This window comes from Marinovum sp. PR37 (genome assembly GCF_028807375.1).
Lineage (GTDB): Bacteria > Pseudomonadota > Alphaproteobacteria > Rhodobacterales > Rhodobacteraceae > Marinovum > Marinovum algicola.
In genome coordinates this window covers 67,123-84,343 of record NZ_JARAML010000006.1, presented here as the reverse complement: position 1 = coordinate 84,343, position 17,221 = coordinate 67,123, and the positions used below count along the sequence as shown (strand labels likewise).

Below are 17,221 nucleotides of genomic sequence, written 5' to 3'. Positions count from 1 at the left end.
CAAGCCGCGAATTTGCTTGAATTTGAAACATGAATCAGTATTCATATTGCGTCATGACGCAGGGATTGCCAAAAACCAAACGCGGGCTTGAACGCCGGGCCCAGCTCTTGCATGCCGCCGAGGTGGTGATCGGTGACAAGGGCTTTTCCATGGCCTCGATCGCCGACATCACGCGCGAGGCCGAAACGGCGCTTGGCACGTTCTACATCTACTTCAGGAGCAAGGAAGAGATCTTCCGCGAGCTGGTGCTGGAAATGGGCCGGCTGACCCGCGCCATGGTGGCCGAGGCGGTCACCGAGGCGCCCGACCGGCTTGCTGCGGAACGCGCTGGCCTGCACGCCTTTCTCAGCTTCGTGGCCGACCGCCCGGCGCTCTACCGCATTGTCGAAGAGGCGCGGTTTGTCGACCCCGAGGCCTATCGCAATTACTTCACCAGCTTCGCGAGGGCCTATGCCGCGCAGCTGCGGCGGGCGCAGGCGGCAGGCGAGATCACCGAAGGCGACGCCGAGATCCGCGCCTGGGCCCTGATGGGCATTTCCAAGACGCTGGGCGAACGTTTCGTGCTCTGGGAGGACAAGCCCGACATCGACCGGGTGGTCGAGGAAACCTTCCGGATGATCAGCGAGGGGCTGGTGCCGTGAGCCCGGACGCCCTGCCCGACATGGCGCACAAGCGGGCCGAGATCACGCCCGAGGCGCCGGGGTTCACCGATGCCGCCAGCGGCCGGGTCTGGGGCTTTGCCGACATCAACCGCGCCGCCGACGCGGTCGCCGCCGCGCTTCTGCACCATGGAATGAACGAAGGCGACCGGCTGGCGCTGCTCTGCCTCAACCGGGTCGAGTTCTTTGTGCTACTCTTTGCCTGTCAGAAAACCGGCATCATTCTCTGCCCGCTGAACTGGCGCCAGCCGGTGCCGGAACTGCTCGAAACCCTGGCGCCGGTGCGCCCGCGCGCCCTGATCCACGACGCGCCGCATGCCGGTCTGGCGGCCGATCTCGCCAGAGACACCGGCCTTGCGGTCTTTTCCTTCGACGATCTGGCGGATTGGATGGCCAGCCCGGCCCCGCCCCGCAACGCGCCGATCCCGGCCGAGCGGCCCTGGTATCTGCTATTCACCTCCGGCACCACCGGCCGGCCCAAGGCGGTGATCCAGACGCCGCGCATGGCCTGGGCCAATGCGGTCAACATCGGTCAGGCGGTGGCACTGACCGGCGCCGACACCTCGGTCAACTTCCTGCCGCTGTTTCACACCGCCGGGATCAATCTCTACACCCTGCCGCTGTTTCTCAACGGCGGTCATTCCACCGTGCTGCCCCGGTTCGAACCCGAGACGATCCTTGCCCTGATCCGCGCCGGCCAGGTGACGCAGTTCTTTGGAGTGCCGGCGATCTTTCAGGCCTTTTCGCTCTTGCCGGACGTCGAGCGGATCGACTGGACAACCCTGCGCTGCGGCTGCGGCGGCGCGCCGCTGGGCGAGCCGCTGATCCGCTTCTTTGCCGCGCGCGGCTGCAAGGTGCTCAACGGTTTCGGCATGACCGAGACCGGCCCCACGGTCTTTCTGATGGACGCCGCCCGCGCCTCTGACAAGATCGGCTCGGTCGGCCATGCCCAGATGCTGACCGACGTGCGGCTGGCAGGCGTGCCCGATGGCCAGCCCGGCGAAGGCGAAATCGAGATGCGCGGGCCGAACATCACCCCCGGTTACTTCGACAACCCCGAGGCCACCCGCGCGACCTTTACCGAGGACGGCTGGCTGCGCTCGGGCGACATCGGGCGGCGCGATGGCGAGGGCTATTACTTCATCGTCGACCGGATCAAGGACATGTATGTCTCGGGCGGCGAAAACGTCTATCCGGCCGAGGTCGAGAGGGTGCTGCACAGCCACCCGGACGTGCTCGAGGCTGCGGTGGTGGGCGTGCCGGATGCAAAATGGGGCGAGGTCGGCGAAGGCTTTGTCATCGCCCGGCCGGGCACGCGGCTCGATCCGCAGGCGCTGCGGCCCTGGTGCCGCGCGCGACTCGCCGGCTACAAGGTGCCGACGCGGCTGCATCTGGTCGAGGACTTTCCCCGCACCGCCGCCGGCAAGGTGCGCAAATCCGAACTGAGGGCACGCGATGCCGCCGATTGATCTCTCCGCCGACTGGTGCCCGACGCAAGCCGACTTTGACGCCTTCGCCCGGGTCTCGGGCGATGACAACCCGATCCACGTCGATCCGGCGTTTTCCGCCCGCACCTCCTTCGGCCGCACGGTGAGCCATGGCATGCTGATCTATGCCAGGTTCTGGGGGCTGATCCGTCAGGCGCGTCCCGAGGCGCGGCAGCTCCGCCAGACGATGATGTTTCCCAATCCGGCCTTTGTCGGCGAGCGGCTGCATCTCACGGTACGCGAAACGCAGGCCGGGCGGCTCGAACTGCGCGCGGTGCGGGCCGAGGACGGCGCCGAGGTGCTTCTGGGCGAAACGGAGATCGCGGCATGAAGGTCGGGGACAGGGCCGAGCTCAGGCGCAGCTATACCGCCGCCGATCTGGCAGATTTTGCCGCGCTGGCCGGGGCCGCGCCCACGGCGCATGTGCCCGAACCGCTGATCGCGGCGCTGTTTTCCCACCTGCTCGGGGTCGACCTGCCGGGCGCGGGCACGAATTACCTCAAGCAGGAGCTGCACTTTACCGGCCGGGCCGCGCCGCAGACCGAGTTGACGGCGACGGTCGAGATCACCCGGTTGCGGCCCGAGAAACACCTCGTCGATCTCTGGGCGCGCTGCACCGATGCCGGCGGTCAGGTGATCTGCGAAGGCCGTGCGCTGGTCAAGGCGCGGGACGTCACGCCGGCAGCGCGCGGATAAAGCGGCGCAGGGCGTCACTCATCGCCGCCGGCTCTTCCAGATGCGGCGAATGGCCCGAACGGGCAAAGACCTGGTGCCGGGCCTGCGGCGCGGCCTGCGCCAGCCAGGTGGCGGCCGAAGCCGGGTAGACCCGGCTTTGCGCCCCGGAACAGACCAGATAAGGCCGATCGATCCCGGCAATCGTGGCGCGTTCGTCGAGCGTCAGCAAATCTTCCCAGAGCGCCTGCATCGCCGCCGCGTCCTGCGACAGGATCAGCCGCCGCGCCTGCTGCGGCGCCAGCCCCGGTGCACCGGCCGGCGTGGCGAACATGTTGGCGGCGATGCTGCCGGTCGCGGCGGGCCAGTCCTGCCGGATGCGTGCGGTCGCCCGCATAATGTCCTCGGCGCTCTGCCGCTTTAGCCCGTGGCACCAATCCGCCGCCGGGCGCAGGCGCGGGCTCATGTCCACCGTGACCAGCCCGGCGAGCGCGCCACAGCCCTCCCGCGCGATATAGCGCCAGGCTGCTGCCGCCCCCATCGACCAGCCCAGGAGCACCGGCGGAGCCCGGGCTGCGGCCACCTGCTCGGCGACCAGCGCGGCGCAGGCGTCGAGCGTCGCCGGGCGGTCCGCCGCCGCGCCATGGCCGGGCAGGTCGGGCGCATGGCACTGCGCCACATCGCCCAGCCGCGCGGCGAGATCGTCGAAGATCGCGCCACACATGGTCCAGCCATGCAGCAGGATCAGCGGACCTCTGCCGCTCAACGGCCGGTCCGCAGGCGGCCGACAATGCCGGTCGGAAAGAAATAGACGCTGAGGATGAACAGCACGCCCAACCACAGCAGCCAGCGGTCGGGGTTGAGCAGGTCGGGCACCAGCGGCAGGCCGGCGGTGGCCTCGGCGGCCGATCCCATCAGAGTTTGCAGGTAGTTCTGCGCCAGCACGAAGATCGCGGCCCCGATCACCGCGCCATAGATCGTGCCCATGCCGCCAATCACCACCATCAGCAGGATGTCGAGCATGATGGTGAAGGACAGCGTGGTATCCGGCCCGACATAGCGCAGCCAGATCGCAAACAGGCTCCCCGCCAGCGCCGCCACCGAAGCAGAGAGACAGGTGGCGATGATGCGGTAATAGACCACACGATAGCCGATCGCCTCGGCCCGGAACTCGTTCTCGCGGATCGCCTGCAACACCCGGCCGAAAGGAGAGTTGACCACACGCAGCAGAACCAGAAAGAGCACGAGGCAGCAGGTGAACACCAGGTAGTAGTTCAGCAGCTTGCCGTTGATCCTGACGCCCATGACCTCGCCCAGCCGAAAGGCCGGTGTCAATTCGCGCGGGATGGAATAGTTCAGCCCGTCCTCGCCGCCGGTGATCGCCGAGAGCTGGCTGACCAGCACCGCCACCGCCGAGGCCACGGCCAGGGTGATCATGGCAAAGAAGATCGCCCGCACCCGCAACGAGAACATGCCGATCACCGCCGCCAGTACAGCCGCCGCCAGCGCGCCGGCCACCGTGCCGACCGCCAGGGCGCCCCAGCCCCGGCCCATCGCGTCCGAAGCCAGCGCAACGCCATAGGCCCCGAGACCAAAGAACATCGTATGGGCAAAGCTGACGATGCCGGTGTAGCCCAGGAGCAGGTCATATGAGGCCACCAGCACGATAAAGATGCAAATCCGCGCCGCCGTTTCCAGCGAGCGCACGCCGGGAAAGAGGAAGGGCGCAAAGGCCAGCGCCCCGAGGATCGCCAGCAGGATCACGGTGAGGACAAGCGACCGGGGCCGGTCGCCGGAGAGCAGTCTGGTCAGCATCACTTGGCCTCCACCACCGGCATCATCCCCTGCGGCCGCCACATCAGGATCGCCGTCATCAGCCCGATGTTGGAAATCAGCGCCAGCTTGGGTTCGAGAAAGGCGATATAATTCTGCAACAGCCCGACCAGCAGCGCGCCGATGAAAGCGCCCTCGATCGAGCCCAGCCCGCCGATGATCACCACGATGAAGACCAGGATCATCATCTCCTCGCCCATGCCGGCGGTGATCACCTCCTGATAAAGCCCCCACATCACGCCGCCGAGGCCGGCCAGCGCCGATCCGGCGATGAAGACCCCGATGAAGACCAGCCGCAACCGGTAGCCCAGCGCCTCGACCATCTCGCCGTTCTGCACGCCGGCGCGGACGATCAGCCCGATCTTGGTGCGCGTGAAGACCAGCCGCATGGCGACAAAGAGCACGAGGCCGACAACAACCGCCAGCAGGCGGTATTTCTCGATCGCGGCCCCGGCGAAGGTAAAGGCGCCTTTCAGCGTCTCGGGGCGGGTAAGAAAGATCTCGTCCGGCCCCCAGACCACATGGATCAGCTGCTCGATCACGATCAGCCCGCCGACGGTGACGAGGATCTGCTTGAGATGCGCGCCATAGACGGGGCGCACGATGACCCGCTCGAAGGCCCAGCCCAGCGCGCCGGTGACGATCATCGCCGCCACCACCGCCAGCATCACCGCCGCGACGTTGAGCGCCAGCGACGGCGCGCCGGTCCAACTGCCCAAGGCCAGCAGAACCGAGATGCCGACGAAGGCCCCCACCGAGATAAAGGCGCCATGGCCGAAGTTGATCACGTCCATCAGGCCAAAGACCAGCGTCAGCCCCGAGGCCATGACAAAGATCATCATGCCCATGGCGAGGCCCGAGACGGTCAGCGTCAGCCAGGACGACGGCGCGCCAATGGCAAGAAAGCCCAGCACGACAAGCACGGGGACCAACAGATAGGGCGCCGCCCTGCTCAGCCGCTCGGCAAGCGAGGTGCGGGCAAAGGTCGGGCTGTGATCGGGCGCGACGCTCATGCCTCCACCTCCATGCTCAGGCCCATCAGCCGCTCCTGCAACGCGGCGTCGGCGGCCAGGTCGGCCATCGCGCCGGTCCAGATGATACAGCCGTCTTCCATCACCGCCACCTGGTCGCCCAGCGCCTTGGCGACGGCAAAGTTCTGTTCGACCATCAGGATCGAGGCGCCCTGCGATTTCAGCTCGCGCAGCGCGCCGACCATGGTCGAGATGATCGCCGGGGCGAGGCCCTTGGTGGGTTCGTCGATCAGGTAGAGCCGGCGCTCCTCGGCCATGGCGCGGGCAATCGACAGCATCTGTTTCTGCCCGCCCGAGAGCGTGCCGGCGGCCGAGCGCCAGAAGGTTCTGAGCGGCGGAAAGACCGAGAACAGCCAGTCGCGCCGGGCCGTATCCAGCGGCCCGGAGGCGGCGGCGAGGGTCATGTTCTCCTCGACCGTGAGGCCGGAAAAGATGCCCATGTCCTCGGGCACGAAACCGATGCCGGCGCGGGCACGGTCCGGCGTCGGCATGCGGGTGATCTCCTGGCCGTCAAAGCGGATGCTGCCGGCGCGGGCCTGCCAATGGCCGATGACGGTGCGCAGCGTCGTGGTCTTGCCGACGCCATTGCGGCCCAGAAGCATGGTGACGCCGCCGCGCCCGACCTCGAGATCGACGCCTTGCAGGATGTGGTACTGGGCGATGTCGGTACAGACGCCCGAGAGCGAGAGGATGGGGTCAGACAAGGGCGAGATCCTTTCCCATATAGGCCTCCTGCACCACCTCCATCGCCATCACCTCGCCCGGCGGCCCATCGGCGGCCAGGGCGCCGTTGTGCAGCACGATGATACGGTCGGCCAGCGTGCGGATGACGTCCATCTTGTGTTCGACCAGCAGGATGGTGCGGTCGCGCTCGGCCTTGAGCCCGGCGATCAGATCAAGCACCACCGGCGCCTCGTCGGCGCTCATCCCGGCGGTGGGTTCGTCGAACAAGTAGACCGCCGGATCGAGCGCGATCAGCATCGCCACCTCGAGCTTGCGCTGATTGCCGTGGCTGAGTTCCGAAACCCTGGTGTCGCGCAGCGCGGTCATGCGCACCCGCTCGAGCACCGCCAGCGCCGCGTCGCGCAAGTCGTTATCGGAGGCAGCCATCGACAGCAGGTTGAAGCCCTTGGCGCGGCGCGCCTGGATCACCAGCCGGACGTTTTCCAGCGTGGTCAGGTCGGGAAACAGGTTGGTGAGCTGAAACGCCCGCCCCAGCCCCCCGGCACAGCGCCGCGCGACCGACTGGCGGGTGATGTCCTCGCCCCGCAGCAGCACCTGGCCGGCACTGGCGGCGATCTGGCCGGAAATCAGGTTGAAATAGGTGGTCTTGCCGGCGCCATTCGGTCCGACGATGGCAGTCAGCTCACCGGCGGCGAAGGCGCAACTTACCGCGTCGACGGCAACATGGCCGCCAAAGCGCACGGTGAGATCGCGGGTTTCGAGAAGCGGTTGGGTCATGGCGGAACGGTGGATTGCAACCCACCCTGCATCGGAGGGCGGCGGGTGGGTTCGCGACCCACCCGCCCCAAGGTGTCACTGATTGCGGACCGGAATGTCCATTTCGTCGATGCCGATCTCGCGCACGAGCACCGGCACGCCGTAATCCTTGTCCTCCTGCACCTCGGTGCGGAAGTGGTACATCGATTGCAGCGCCTGATGATCCTCGGGCCGGAACCGCATCATGCCCTTGGGCGTCTCAAATTCCATGCCTTCCATCGCCGCGATCAGCGCCTCGGTGTCCTCGACGCCTCCGGCCTTGCGGATCGCCTCGACCACGGCGATGCCTGCCGCCATGCCGCCGGCGGTGAAGAAATCCGGCGGGCTGTCGAACCGGGCCATATGCTCCTTGACCAGCCAGTCGTTCACCGGGTTCTGGGGGATCTCGTAGTAATAATAGGTCGCCCCCTCCATGCCGGGAAGTTCCTTGTAGGCGGTGAGCGCGGCGAGGATATTGCCGCCGGTGGCGATCTCGATGCCGAAACGCGACGGGTCCATCGCCTGGATCTTGCTCATCGGGTTGCCGCCGCCGGCCCAGATGATGAACAGCCGCTTCTCGCCCTCGATGTCCTTCATCGCGGTAAAGATCCGCTCGGCCGCAGCGGTGAAATCGGTGGTGTCCGTGGGCACGTATTCCTCATGCGCGATGCTGGCGCCGGTGCCGTCCAGCGCCTCGCGGAAGGCGGCAATGCCGTCGCGGCCAAAGGCATAATCCTGCGCCAGCGTGGCAATCGTCACCCCTTCGCCGCCCAGGGCGACGGCGTTGGAGATCGCATCCTGGGACGAATTGCGCCCGGTGCGAAAGACATAGCGGTTCCAGTTCTCGCCGGTGATCGAATCGGCCACCGCCGGCTCGACGATCAGCAGGCGTTCATATTCCTCGGCCACCGGCAGCATCGCCAGCGCGACGCCCGAGCTGACCGGCCCCACTGCGATATGGGCGTCGTCGTCACCATAGGCCTCGGCCAGCAGCGCCTTGCCGAGATCGGGTTTCAGCTGGGTGTCCTTCTCGATCACCACGATCGGCTCGCCGTCGATCTCCATACTGCCGTCGGTGGCATATTCCAGCCCCAGCATCAGGCCATCGTGGCTTTGTTTGGCATAGGCCTCGAAAGGGCCGGTCTTGCCATAGACATGGGCAATGCGAATTTCCGCCGAGGCGGCGCCGGCACAGAGCAGCGCCGCGACACCGGCCGTGAACAAACGTTTCATTCCGAACTCCTCCCAAGGAATTTCAATGCTCAAATATGAGACATGAATCATGCTTCATGTCAACGAAAAGGCTCCGCCGCCATGACGACGGGCGCCGGCCGGGCCTTTCGGAACAATCGCGGCGGCGCGCGGTTGGACAGAAAAAGGAGCCGGCCCATGACCCAAGCGCATTCTTCCAGCCCCGCCCCCGCAAGGTGGCCGTGAACCATGGCCCCCCGCGCGCTCTGGAAAGGCCAGCTTCGCCTGTCGCTGGTCTCGATCCCGGTCGAGCTTTATTCCGCCACCCGTAGCGCCGCGAAGATCTCGTTTCGCCAGATCCACAAACCCTCGGGCAAGCGTATCCGCTACGAAAAATCGGTGCCGGGCATCGGCCCGGTGAACCGCGACGAGATCGTCAAGGGCTATGAGGTGGATGACGATGAATACATCCTGATCGAGCCGGACGAACTCGACGCGATCAAGCTCGAGACCAAGAAAACGCTCGCACTGGTGCAATTCGTCGAGATGGCCGAGATCCCGCCGATCTATTTCGACAAGCCCTATTACCTCGTCCCCTCGGACGAACTGGCGCAAGAGGCCTATCGCGTGATCCGCGACGCGCTGCGCCAGAGCGGCAAGGCCGGGCTGGGCCAGCTGACCATGCGCGGCAAGGAATACCTCGCCGCCGTGCGCCCCTGTGGCGACGGCATCCTGTTGGAAACGCTGCATTATGCCGATGAGCTTCGCGAGGCCGAGCCGATGTTCGGCCAGATCGAGGATGCCAAGGCCGACAAGGAGCTGCTCGAGGTCGCGACCTCGCTGATCGACCGCAAGACCGCGCCGTTCGACGCCTCGAGCTATTCCGACAGCTACGCCGAGGCGCTGCGCGATCTGCTGGAGGCCAAGCAGAAGAACAAGAAGACGCCGCGGGTCAGCACCGGCGACGAGGCGGAAAGCCCGGGCGAGAATGTCGTCGACTTGATGGCGGCGCTGAAAGAAAGCCTCGACTCTGCCGAAAAGAAAGGACGCAGCCGCAAGAAGAAAGCATCCTAGATGGCCGAGACCCCTGACAAACTCTCCGATTACATCCGCAAACGCGATTTCTCCCGCACCAGCGAACCCAGGGGCGGCGATGCCGGCCGCGCCGATGGCAAGCCCGGCTTCGTGGTGCAGAAACATGACGCCAGCCGGCTGCATTATGATTTCCGGCTGGAATGGCAGGGCGTGCTGCTGAGCTGGGCGGTGACCAGGGGGCCGAGCCCCGACCCGCGCGAAAAACGCCTTGCGGTCCGCACCGAGGATCACCCGCTGGACTACGCCGGTTTCGAGGGCACCATTCCAAAGGGCGAATATGGCGGCGGCACCGTCATGCTCTGGGACACCGGCACCTGGACGCCGGAGGGCGACGTGGATGCGGGGCTCGAAGCGGGCAAACTGAAATTCACCCTTGAGGGCGAACGGATGCAGGGCGGCTGGGCTCTGGTGCGGATGCGCGGCAAGGAAAACCGCGAGAACTGGCTGCTGATCAAGGAGCGCGACGATCTGGCCGAAGACGACCCCGACGCGCTGACCCACGACTTCACGACCTCCGTCACCACCGGACGCAGCATGGAGGACATCGCCGATGGCGTCGAACGCCCGGCCGCGCGCAAACGCACGGCCAAGGCACCGAAATTTCGCGATGTGCAGCTCGCCACGCTCTACAAGGCCGCGCCCGAGGGCGACGACTGGCTGCACGAAATCAAGCTCGACGGCTATCGCACGCTGGCCGCGTTGGGCAAGGGCGGCACCCGGTTCTTCACCCGCTCCGGCAAGGACTGGACCGACCGCTACGGCGCGCTCGCCGAGGCCTTTGGCCCCCTGCCCTGCGACTGGGCGCTGATCGACGGCGAGGTGATGGCGGCGCGGATCGAAGGCTCTGCCTTTTCCTCGCTGCAACAGGCGTTGTCGGAAGGCGGGCCGCTGGTCTTCATCGCCTTCGACCTGCTGTCGCGCGATGGCACGGATCTGACCGGCCGGCCGCAGGACGAACGCCGCGAGGCGCTGGCCGAACTGTTCTCGGGCCTGCCGAAACACGGCGCGCTGAGGATGAGCGAACACGTCGTCGGCCATGGCCCCGAGGTGTTCCGGCAGGCTTGCGAAGGTGGCGCCGAGGGCATTGTCTCGAAACGCCGCGACGCGCCCTATCGTGGCAGCCGCACCAAGGCCTGGCGCAAGATCAAATGTTCGCGCCGGCAGGAATTCGTGATCGGCGGCTACAGCCCTTCGGACAAGCCCGGCCGGCCCTTTGCCTCTCTGCTAATCGGCTCCAACCAGGACGGCAGGCTGCGCTATCGCGGCCGCGTCGGCACCGGTTTTGCCGAACGGGATTTCGAGCGGCTGGAACAGGCCATGAAGCCGCGCAAGACGCCCCCCTTTGACGACGTGCCGAGCGAGGTCGCCCGGGCCGCCAAATGGGTCACCCCGGCGCTGGTAGCCGAGGTCGAATTCACCGAGTTCACCGGCGACGGCCTTGTCCGTCACGGCAGCTATCTGGGCCTGCGAGAGGACAAGGTGGCCGACGAGGTGCAGCTCGAGACCGGAAAGGAGAGTGACGTGGAGACAATTGTCCTGAACCAGACCATCACCAGCCCCGACCGGCAGGTCTTTCCCGAGGCCGGATGCAGCAAGCTCGACATCGCGCGGCATTACGCCCGCGTCGGCAAGCGGATGATGGCGCTGATGTCGCACCGGCCGCTGTCGCTCTACCGCTGCCCCGGCGGGCTGGAGGACGCCTGTTTCTTTCAGAAACACGGCGGCTCGATGCCACCGGCGGTGGCGCGCATCGAGATCGAGGAAAGCGACGGCAAGGCCGAGGATTACCTTTACGCCACCCGCCCCGAGAGCCTTGTTGCCGCGGCCCAGATGGGCACGGTGGAATTCCACGTCTGGGGCGCGCGCACCGACCGGCTTGACCGGCCCGACCGGCTGGTCTTCGACCTCGACCCCGACGAGGGGCTGGGCTGGGACGCGGTGCGCGACGCCGCCTTCGAGGTGCGCGACCGGCTGCATCGGCTCGGGCTGGCCTCGGGGGCAATCGTCACCGGTGGCAAGGGCGTGCATGTCTGGCTGCCGTTGCGACGCAGCCGGGGCTGGGACACGGTCAAGCTCTTTGCCAAGACCTTTGCCCATGTGATGGCCGAAAAGGCGCCCGACCGCTACACCGCCACGATGTCGAAATCCAAGCGCAAGGGCCGGATCTTCATCGACTGGCTGCGCAACGAACGCGGCGCGACCGCCATCGCCCCCTATTCGCTGCGCGCGCGCCAGGGCGCGCCCGTGGCCGTTCCGGTGACATGGGACGAGCTGGCAGAGTTGAAAAGCGCGAAAGCCTTTTCGCTGGGCGACATGGCGCGGCGCATGGACCGGCCCTGCCCCGCCGTGGCGCTTCAGGACGATCTGCAATCGCTGAGCGATGGCGTGATCGACAAGCTCAACGCCTGGGCAGAGGAGGACTGAGGCTCACTCCGCCGCCTCGGACGCCTCCTCTGCCCCGCGCGCGGCCATCCAGGGGCACCAGAGCTCGCGCGCGAGCACCACACCCACCACGGTGAGCGGCGCCGCCAGGATCACCCCGAGTGGGCCAAGCAGCACGCCGAGCCCCACGATCGAGAACACGGTGATGGCCGGCGGCAGGTCGACGGCCTCGCGCTGGATCAGCGGGATCAGCAATGCGCCTTCGATCTGCTGCACTGCGAAATAAAGCAGGATCACCCAGAGCGCCGTTGTCGGACCGTCCATGATGCCCACCGCCACCGCGGGCACCGCGCTGGTCAGCGGGCCGACATAGGGCACGAATTCCAGCAGGCCGGCAATCGCGCCCAACGCGATCGGCGTCGACACCCCCAGCAGCCAGAGCCCGACGGTCGTCATCCCGAAAACTGCGAACATCGCCACCAGTTGCCCGACCAGCCAGGCTCGCAGCGCGCGCACCAAGGCCGCCATCGTCTGTCGCAGGCGCGGCCGCAGATGGGCGGGGGCCAGGGCCAGGGCGCCGTCGCGATATCCTTCCGGGTTCAGCGCTAGATAGACGCCACCGACAAACACCAGCGCGATCCCTGTGCCCAGGGCAATCAGGATCGATGTCGCGCTAGTCAGGCCGGAAAAGACCGACCCCATCTGCATCGGCTCGTCCATCCGCGCACCGATCCAGGATTCGACGTCGCCGAGGTCGATCCAGCTGTCGATCGTGCGGATCACCTCGGGGATCTGCGTTTGGATCTCGAGCAGCCCCGAAACGATCTGCGCGCCGAGCAGGATGAAGGCCGCGACCCCGACGAGGATCAGCAAGGTCACGCTGAGGATGACGGCCGACACCTGGCCCATCGGCAGCACGCGGCGCAGGCACCATGCGGCGGCGTTGAGCAATATGGCCGCGAGGATTGCGCCGAAACCCAGCAACACGATCCACCGGACCTGCCAGAGCGCCAGGGCCAGGACGATCACCGCCAGCAGGCCGATGCCCACGAGAAAGGCCTGCGCCGGCCCGCTGCGGCGCGATTTCAGTGCCATGCGCAGCTCTCCGGCTGGCGAGTTTCCGGTGCGGCGGCACCGCATCGGGGCGGGAAGTGAAGGGCGAATTGAGGCATATTGCGTACCAAACCCGCCCGGCCCCATGGCGGTTCCGTGCCGCCTGACGGAACATTCAAAGCACTGGAACGTTGGGTCAACAGACCCCCAACCGACGACAAAGGCACAGCATGACATCCCCCGACGACAAGCAGAGCGACAGAGCGAAGCGATCGGAGGGGGCGGGCGCCGCACGCCTGCGCAACAAGATCGACCATGGCGGCGCCGGAGACAAGGTGGCCTTTCCCGACCCCGCCGCCGCCCCGCTTGGCACGGATGACGAGGCGGCAGGCCACCCGCCGACCCGCGCGCAGCTGCGCCGGGCGCAGGCGCAGGAGTTGGGCCGCGCCGAGGGGCAGACCGACCGCCCGTCCCGGCGGCGACGGCAGTCGCCCCACCAGCACTGGCTGCCGGCGATGATCGTGGGGCTGGTGCTGCTGGTCGGGCTGATCGTCGCGCTTGTGCTGATCCCGCTCTGACATTCTCGGCCCGGTCAGGAACAAAGACCAGCGCCACATGTTTCCTTGAAACCCGTCCCGGTCGGGGCCTGCGGCCAGGCGCTGCGGCCCCGAAGCCGGGATGAAACGCCGAAAGGAGCGAAGTTATGGCCAGACACGACGACATGACCGAGCAAGAAGCGCGAGAGGAGCTGTATCGACGCAGCCATTCCCGCCGCGAGGATCGCGATCCCTATCGCCGGGGCGATCCGGGCTGGTGGGTGCCGCCGTGGTACGGCATGGGCCCCATGGCCCCCGAACTCTATGCCGCCCCCTACATGCCATCGATGCGCCGCTTTTCCGGCCGGCCCGATGACCGGCATGAACGCGACTTCATGGACAGGGCCGGCGACGAGATCGCCTCGTGGTTCGGCGATGACGCGGCCGAGGCCCGTCGCGAGGCCGACCATCGCGGTCGCGGCCCTAGGGGCTATGTCCGGTCTGACGCCCGCATCGAAGAGGATGTGAACGACCGGCTGACCGATCACCCCCGGGTCGATGCCTCGGAGATCGAGGTTTCGGTGGCCGACCGCGAAGTCACGCTGAGCGGCACCGTCGACACCCGTCGGGCGAAGCGTTTCGCCGAGGATTGCTGCGACAGCGTCTCCGGCGTCACCCATGTCCAGAACAACCTGAGAATTCAGAACCATGCGCCTTGATCCAACCGATTTTTCCCATCCGACCGCCGCCGGTCCCTTGGCGGCGGCGGCAGGTGAGCCCGCCCGTGCTGTGCCCTTCGTAGGCGGGCTCCTCCTGGCTGGCGCACTCTGCGTCAGCCAGGCGATTCCGGTGGCGGCCCAGGAGGCCGACGCGGCCGATCAAGAGGTCTCTTTCATTTCGGCCGAAGGCAAGGACATCGGCACCGCGACCTTGACCGGCACCTCCTATGGCGTGCTGATCTCGCTCGACTTGCGGGATTTGCCGCCAGAGACCTGGCATGGCTTGCACATCCATGAAACCGGCGATTGCGATCCCGAAGACGGCTTCAAATCCGCCGGCGGCCATTTCTCGGTGTCCGAGACCAATCACGGTTTCCTGGCCGAAGAGGCGCCGCATTCCGGCGACATGCCCAATCAATGGGTCGCGGCCGACGGCACGCTGCGGGCCGAGGTGCTGAATACCTATGTGATCCTCGGCGGCGACCGCGACAATATCTCGGGGCGGGCGCTGATGCTGCATGCCGGCGCCGACGATTATCGGAGCCAGCCCTCCGGCGATGCCGGCGCACGGCTGGCCTGTGCCGTGATCGACTGACAGATAACCGTGAATTGACAAGCACGCGGTGGCGAGGCTAGCAGACCCCAACCTGCGACCCTCGCCACCGCCAAAGGGCCCAAGATGACACGACGCGAAGACCTGCCCGGGCCCGAGGCCGCGCTTGACGCCGAATTGCGTCGCAAACTGGCGGAATTGCAGACCGAGAACACGCCCGAGCGTCTGGTCAAACTGGCGCGCGAGCTGCAAAAGCTGTTGCGCGACCGCGAGGCCGACAGCTCGGACTGACGCCGTCAGTCTCTGGGCGGTTTGACCCCTTCCGGTTCATTGCCTTCGAGCGCCGCGATCAGCATCCGACGCGCGCGGTTGACCCGGCTCTTGATGGTGCCGACCTCGACCTCGCAGATCCGCGCCGCCGTTTCGTAACTCTCGCCCAGCATCACCACCAGGATCAGCGTTTCGCGGTAATGGGTCGGCAATTCGGCGACCTTGTCCATCATCTCGTGGCCGCGCACCGTCCATTCCTGGGTGGCCGGCACAGAGACCGAGGACGAAATGCAGGTTTCGGCGCCGGTCTGCATCCGCGCCGCCCGCTTGACGTTGTTGAGAAAGGTGTTGCGCATGATGGTCATCAGCCAGGCCCGCAGATTGGTGCCGGACTGGTATTTGTCGAAATTGTCGATCGCCTTGACCAGCGTGTCCTGCACCAGGTCATCCACGTCTTCGTGGCGACGCGTCAAGACCCAGGCATAGGCCCGCAGAGCCGGGATCATCTCGACAATGTTTTCCTTGGCTCCCATGACCTTCCTCAAACACACCACAAGCCCTCCGCCACTTGCCGCCGCTACGATGCGGCGGCGCAGGTCTGACGCGGTCTTGCAAACAACACGTGGGATGACGCTCAGGCGCCAGACCCCTGGCCACCTGATGGCGCCGGGGATGACCCGCGCCCCTGCGTCATCGTCACATCGTCTGGTTCAGAGAACGAAACCCACGATAGCCAGAACGATGACGACCAGACCCACGATATAAATGATATTGTTCACTTGACTGTCTCCCTTGAGGCTTCGGCCCTTCGACCCTCTTCAATTCCAACGCGGCCCGGCCCGAAAGGTTCCTCATTCTCGGGCCGGGCCCGCACCGGCGCGAGGGGTCAGGCCCCGCCCATCCGCTTGGGCGCGCCCGTGGCCAGATCGGTTCCGACATGCGGCAGACCGGCCGATTTCCAGGCACCGAAGCCGCCTTCCATATGGGCCAGCGGGGTGATCCCCGACGCCATCGCGTCCTGGCCGACCTTGCCGCTGCGCTTGCCCGAGCCGCAATGCAGCACGATCCGCTTGCCGTCCTGCGTCGGTAGGGCATCGGCGCGAAAGAAGGGCATCGGCATCAGCAGCGCGCCCTCGACATGTTCCATTATGTATTCGGCCGGGGTCCGAACATCGATCAGCACGATCTCGCCTGCATTGAGGGCCTCGAACACCCTTTGCGGGCTCCAGTTCTCGATCTCTGACATCCGGGTCTCCTGTGGCTCAAAGGCGGTTTGCGGGAATCTTGAAATAGGCGTTGCCGTCGTCTTCCGCCTTGGGAAGTCGGCCACCGCGCAGGTTGACCTGAAGCGCATGCAACATGCGATCGGGCAGGTCGAGCGTGGCATCGCGCGCTTCGCGGGTCTCGATGAACGCGGCCTTCGACACCCCGCCGCCGATGTGGATGTTGCTGTCGCGCTGCTCCCGGACCGTGCTTTCCCAGGCCGGGTCATCACGCGTGTCGGTGCCATAATCATGGCCGATGAAGATGCGGTGATCGTCGGGATGATCCAGCAGGCGCATCAGCGTGTCATAGAGATCCGAGGCCGATCCGCCGGGAAAATCGCAGCGTGCCGTGCCGGCGTCGGGCTGCATGAAGGTGTCATGCGCAAAGATCGCATCGCCGATCACGTAGCTGACCGAGCCGGCGGTATGGCCGGTCGACAGCAGCACCCGCCCCTCGAGCTCGCCCAGCTTGAACCGCTCGCCATCGGCGAACAGCCGGCCGAAATCCCGTTCGGGGTGAAAGGCGTCGCGCAGGTTGTAGAGCTCGGCCCAAATGTCGGCGACATCATGCACCTTGTCGCCGATCGCGGTGGTGCCGCCGGTCCGGTTTCCGAGCCAGTGCGACGCCATGAAGTGATCGGCATGCGGATGGGTGTCGAGCACCCAGTCCAGCGCGAGGCCGCGCTCCTTGACCCGTGCAAGCACCCATTCGGCGCTGTCGAAACGGGTGCTGGCGTTTGCCGGATCGAACTCCTGCACAATGTCGATTGCGGCGGCCGCGCCGGTGGCAGGATCGACGCAGATGTATTGGCAACTGCCGGTGTCGGGCTCACGAAAGCCGATCACCTCGGGGCTTCCCTTGCCGCGCGATGCGCTGATCTTGTGTTGAAAGGTCATGTGGCCTCCTGAAATCTCGGGGTTGCTGGAACACCGGGAACCCGGAGACCGACGCACGGCGGCCTGCCTATGCCGTGGCGCTCTCCGGGTGTGGTCTCC

At 66.4% G+C, this 17,221-nt stretch carries 20 protein-coding genes; 10 read left to right on the top strand and 10 right to left on the bottom strand.

Annotation, left to right across the window (positions count from 1 at the left end):
* The first annotated feature begins 65 nt into the window (after positions 1-65).
* Genes PVW49_RS07240 through PVW49_RS07225 form a run of 4 tightly spaced genes read left to right on the top strand, consistent with a single transcriptional unit; the run spans position 66 to position 2,842 of the window.
* Positions 66-641 (top strand): TetR/AcrR family transcriptional regulator, encoded by a 576-nt coding sequence (locus tag PVW49_RS07240; protein ID WP_274565846.1) that lies wholly within the window; start codon positions 66-68, stop codon positions 639-641.
* A complete protein-coding gene (locus PVW49_RS07235) occupies positions 638-2,128 on the top strand; it encodes an AMP-binding protein (RefSeq protein ID WP_244526498.1) in 1,491 nt (496 codons plus the stop codon). Before PVW49_RS07240 ends, PVW49_RS07235 begins: the two co-directional genes overlap by 4 nt.
* Entirely contained in the window at positions 2,115-2,477 is a 363-nt protein-coding gene (locus tag PVW49_RS07230; RefSeq protein ID WP_074836929.1) for a MaoC/PaaZ C-terminal domain-containing protein, read from the top strand. The genes PVW49_RS07235 and PVW49_RS07230 overlap by 14 nt, the downstream gene beginning before the upstream one ends.
* Positions 2,474-2,842, top strand: coding sequence for a phosphate acetyltransferase (locus PVW49_RS07225; protein ID WP_274590228.1), 369 nt, complete (start codon positions 2,474-2,476; stop codon positions 2,840-2,842). Before PVW49_RS07230 ends, PVW49_RS07225 begins: the two co-directional genes overlap by 4 nt.
* Here the strand turns inward: PVW49_RS07225 and PVW49_RS07220 are convergent.
* From PVW49_RS07220 to PVW49_RS07195, 6 genes are all read right to left on the bottom strand, one after another.
* The gene (locus PVW49_RS07220; protein ID WP_274590227.1) at positions 2,820-3,584 is read right to left on the bottom strand and encodes an alpha/beta fold hydrolase; all 765 of its coding nucleotides are present in this window, start codon (positions 3,582-3,584) and stop codon (positions 2,820-2,822) included. The genes PVW49_RS07225 and PVW49_RS07220 overlap by 23 nt on opposite strands.
* On the bottom strand, positions 3,581-4,633 hold the full coding sequence (locus tag PVW49_RS07215) for a branched-chain amino acid ABC transporter permease (RefSeq protein WP_074836928.1): 1,053 nt from the start codon (positions 4,631-4,633) through the stop codon (positions 3,581-3,583). Before PVW49_RS07215 ends, PVW49_RS07220 begins: the two co-directional genes overlap by 4 nt.
* A complete protein-coding gene (locus PVW49_RS07210) occupies positions 4,633-5,664 on the bottom strand; it encodes a branched-chain amino acid ABC transporter permease (protein WP_048529339.1) in 1,032 nt (343 codons plus the stop codon). Before PVW49_RS07210 ends, PVW49_RS07215 begins: the two co-directional genes overlap by 1 nt.
* Complete coding sequence (locus tag PVW49_RS07205) at positions 5,661-6,386, bottom strand: ABC transporter ATP-binding protein (RefSeq protein WP_074836926.1); 726 nt, start codon at positions 6,384-6,386, stop codon at positions 5,661-5,663. Before PVW49_RS07205 ends, PVW49_RS07210 begins: the two co-directional genes overlap by 4 nt.
* Positions 6,379-7,143: an ABC transporter ATP-binding protein gene (locus tag PVW49_RS07200; RefSeq protein WP_274590226.1), complete on the bottom strand. Its 765-nt coding sequence runs from the start codon at positions 7,141-7,143 to the stop codon at positions 6,379-6,381. Before PVW49_RS07200 ends, PVW49_RS07205 begins: the two co-directional genes overlap by 8 nt.
* Before the next feature lie 75 nt (positions 7,144-7,218).
* Positions 7,219-8,394: a substrate-binding domain-containing protein gene (locus PVW49_RS07195; protein WP_274590225.1), complete on the bottom strand. Its 1,176-nt coding sequence runs from the start codon at positions 8,392-8,394 to the stop codon at positions 7,219-7,221.
* A 207-nt stretch (positions 8,395-8,601) separates the two neighbouring features.
* On the opposite strand from PVW49_RS07195, the gene ku reads away from it, so the two are divergent.
* Both ku and ligD read left to right on the top strand, forming a co-directional pair.
* The gene (ku, locus tag PVW49_RS07190; RefSeq protein WP_274590224.1) at positions 8,602-9,426 is read left to right on the top strand and encodes a non-homologous end joining protein Ku; all 825 of its coding nucleotides are present in this window, start codon (positions 8,602-8,604) and stop codon (positions 9,424-9,426) included.
* The gene (gene ligD, locus PVW49_RS07185) at positions 9,427-11,871 is read left to right on the top strand and encodes a DNA ligase D (RefSeq protein WP_274590223.1); all 2,445 of its coding nucleotides are present in this window, start codon (positions 9,427-9,429) and stop codon (positions 11,869-11,871) included.
* Between the two features lie 3 nt (positions 11,872-11,874).
* Here ligD and PVW49_RS07180 read toward each other — a convergent pair whose 3' ends face one another.
* Positions 11,875-12,924 carry an AI-2E family transporter gene (locus PVW49_RS07180; RefSeq protein ID WP_274590222.1) on the bottom strand — a complete coding sequence of 350 codons (1,050 nt, stop codon included), beginning with the start codon at positions 12,922-12,924 and terminating at the stop codon, positions 11,875-11,877.
* A gap of 188 nt (positions 12,925-13,112) precedes the next feature.
* On the opposite strand from PVW49_RS07180, the gene PVW49_RS07175 reads away from it, so the two are divergent.
* The 4 genes from PVW49_RS07175 (at position 13,113) to PVW49_RS07160 (ending at position 14,981) form a co-directional block, all read left to right on the top strand.
* Positions 13,113-13,460, top strand: coding sequence for a hypothetical protein (locus PVW49_RS07175; RefSeq protein ID WP_274565852.1), 348 nt, complete (start codon positions 13,113-13,115; stop codon positions 13,458-13,460).
* A gap of 125 nt (positions 13,461-13,585) precedes the next feature.
* Positions 13,586-14,137 (top strand): BON domain-containing protein, encoded by a 552-nt coding sequence (locus PVW49_RS07170; RefSeq protein WP_082154374.1) that lies wholly within the window; start codon positions 13,586-13,588, stop codon positions 14,135-14,137.
* Positions 14,127-14,732, top strand: coding sequence for a superoxide dismutase family protein (locus tag PVW49_RS07165; RefSeq protein ID WP_274590221.1), 606 nt, complete (start codon positions 14,127-14,129; stop codon positions 14,730-14,732). The genes PVW49_RS07170 and PVW49_RS07165 overlap by 11 nt, the downstream gene beginning before the upstream one ends.
* Before the next feature lie 84 nt (positions 14,733-14,816).
* Entirely contained in the window at positions 14,817-14,981 is a 165-nt protein-coding gene (locus PVW49_RS07160; protein ID WP_274590220.1) for a hypothetical protein, read from the top strand.
* A 5-nt stretch (positions 14,982-14,986) separates the two neighbouring features.
* Here the strand turns inward: PVW49_RS07160 and PVW49_RS07155 are convergent, their stop codons facing one another.
* From PVW49_RS07155 to PVW49_RS07145, 3 genes are all read right to left on the bottom strand, one after another.
* A complete protein-coding gene (locus tag PVW49_RS07155) occupies positions 14,987-15,493 on the bottom strand; it encodes a sigma-70 family RNA polymerase sigma factor (protein ID WP_274565854.1) in 507 nt (168 codons plus the stop codon).
* 353 nt (positions 15,494-15,846) lie between these two features.
* Positions 15,847-16,206 (bottom strand): rhodanese-like domain-containing protein, encoded by a 360-nt coding sequence (locus tag PVW49_RS07150; RefSeq protein ID WP_048529324.1) that lies wholly within the window; start codon positions 16,204-16,206, stop codon positions 15,847-15,849.
* Between the two features lie 16 nt (positions 16,207-16,222).
* Entirely contained in the window at positions 16,223-17,122 is a 900-nt protein-coding gene (locus PVW49_RS07145) for an MBL fold metallo-hydrolase (RefSeq protein ID WP_274590219.1), read from the bottom strand.
* Positions 17,123-17,221: the final 99 nt, after the last annotated feature.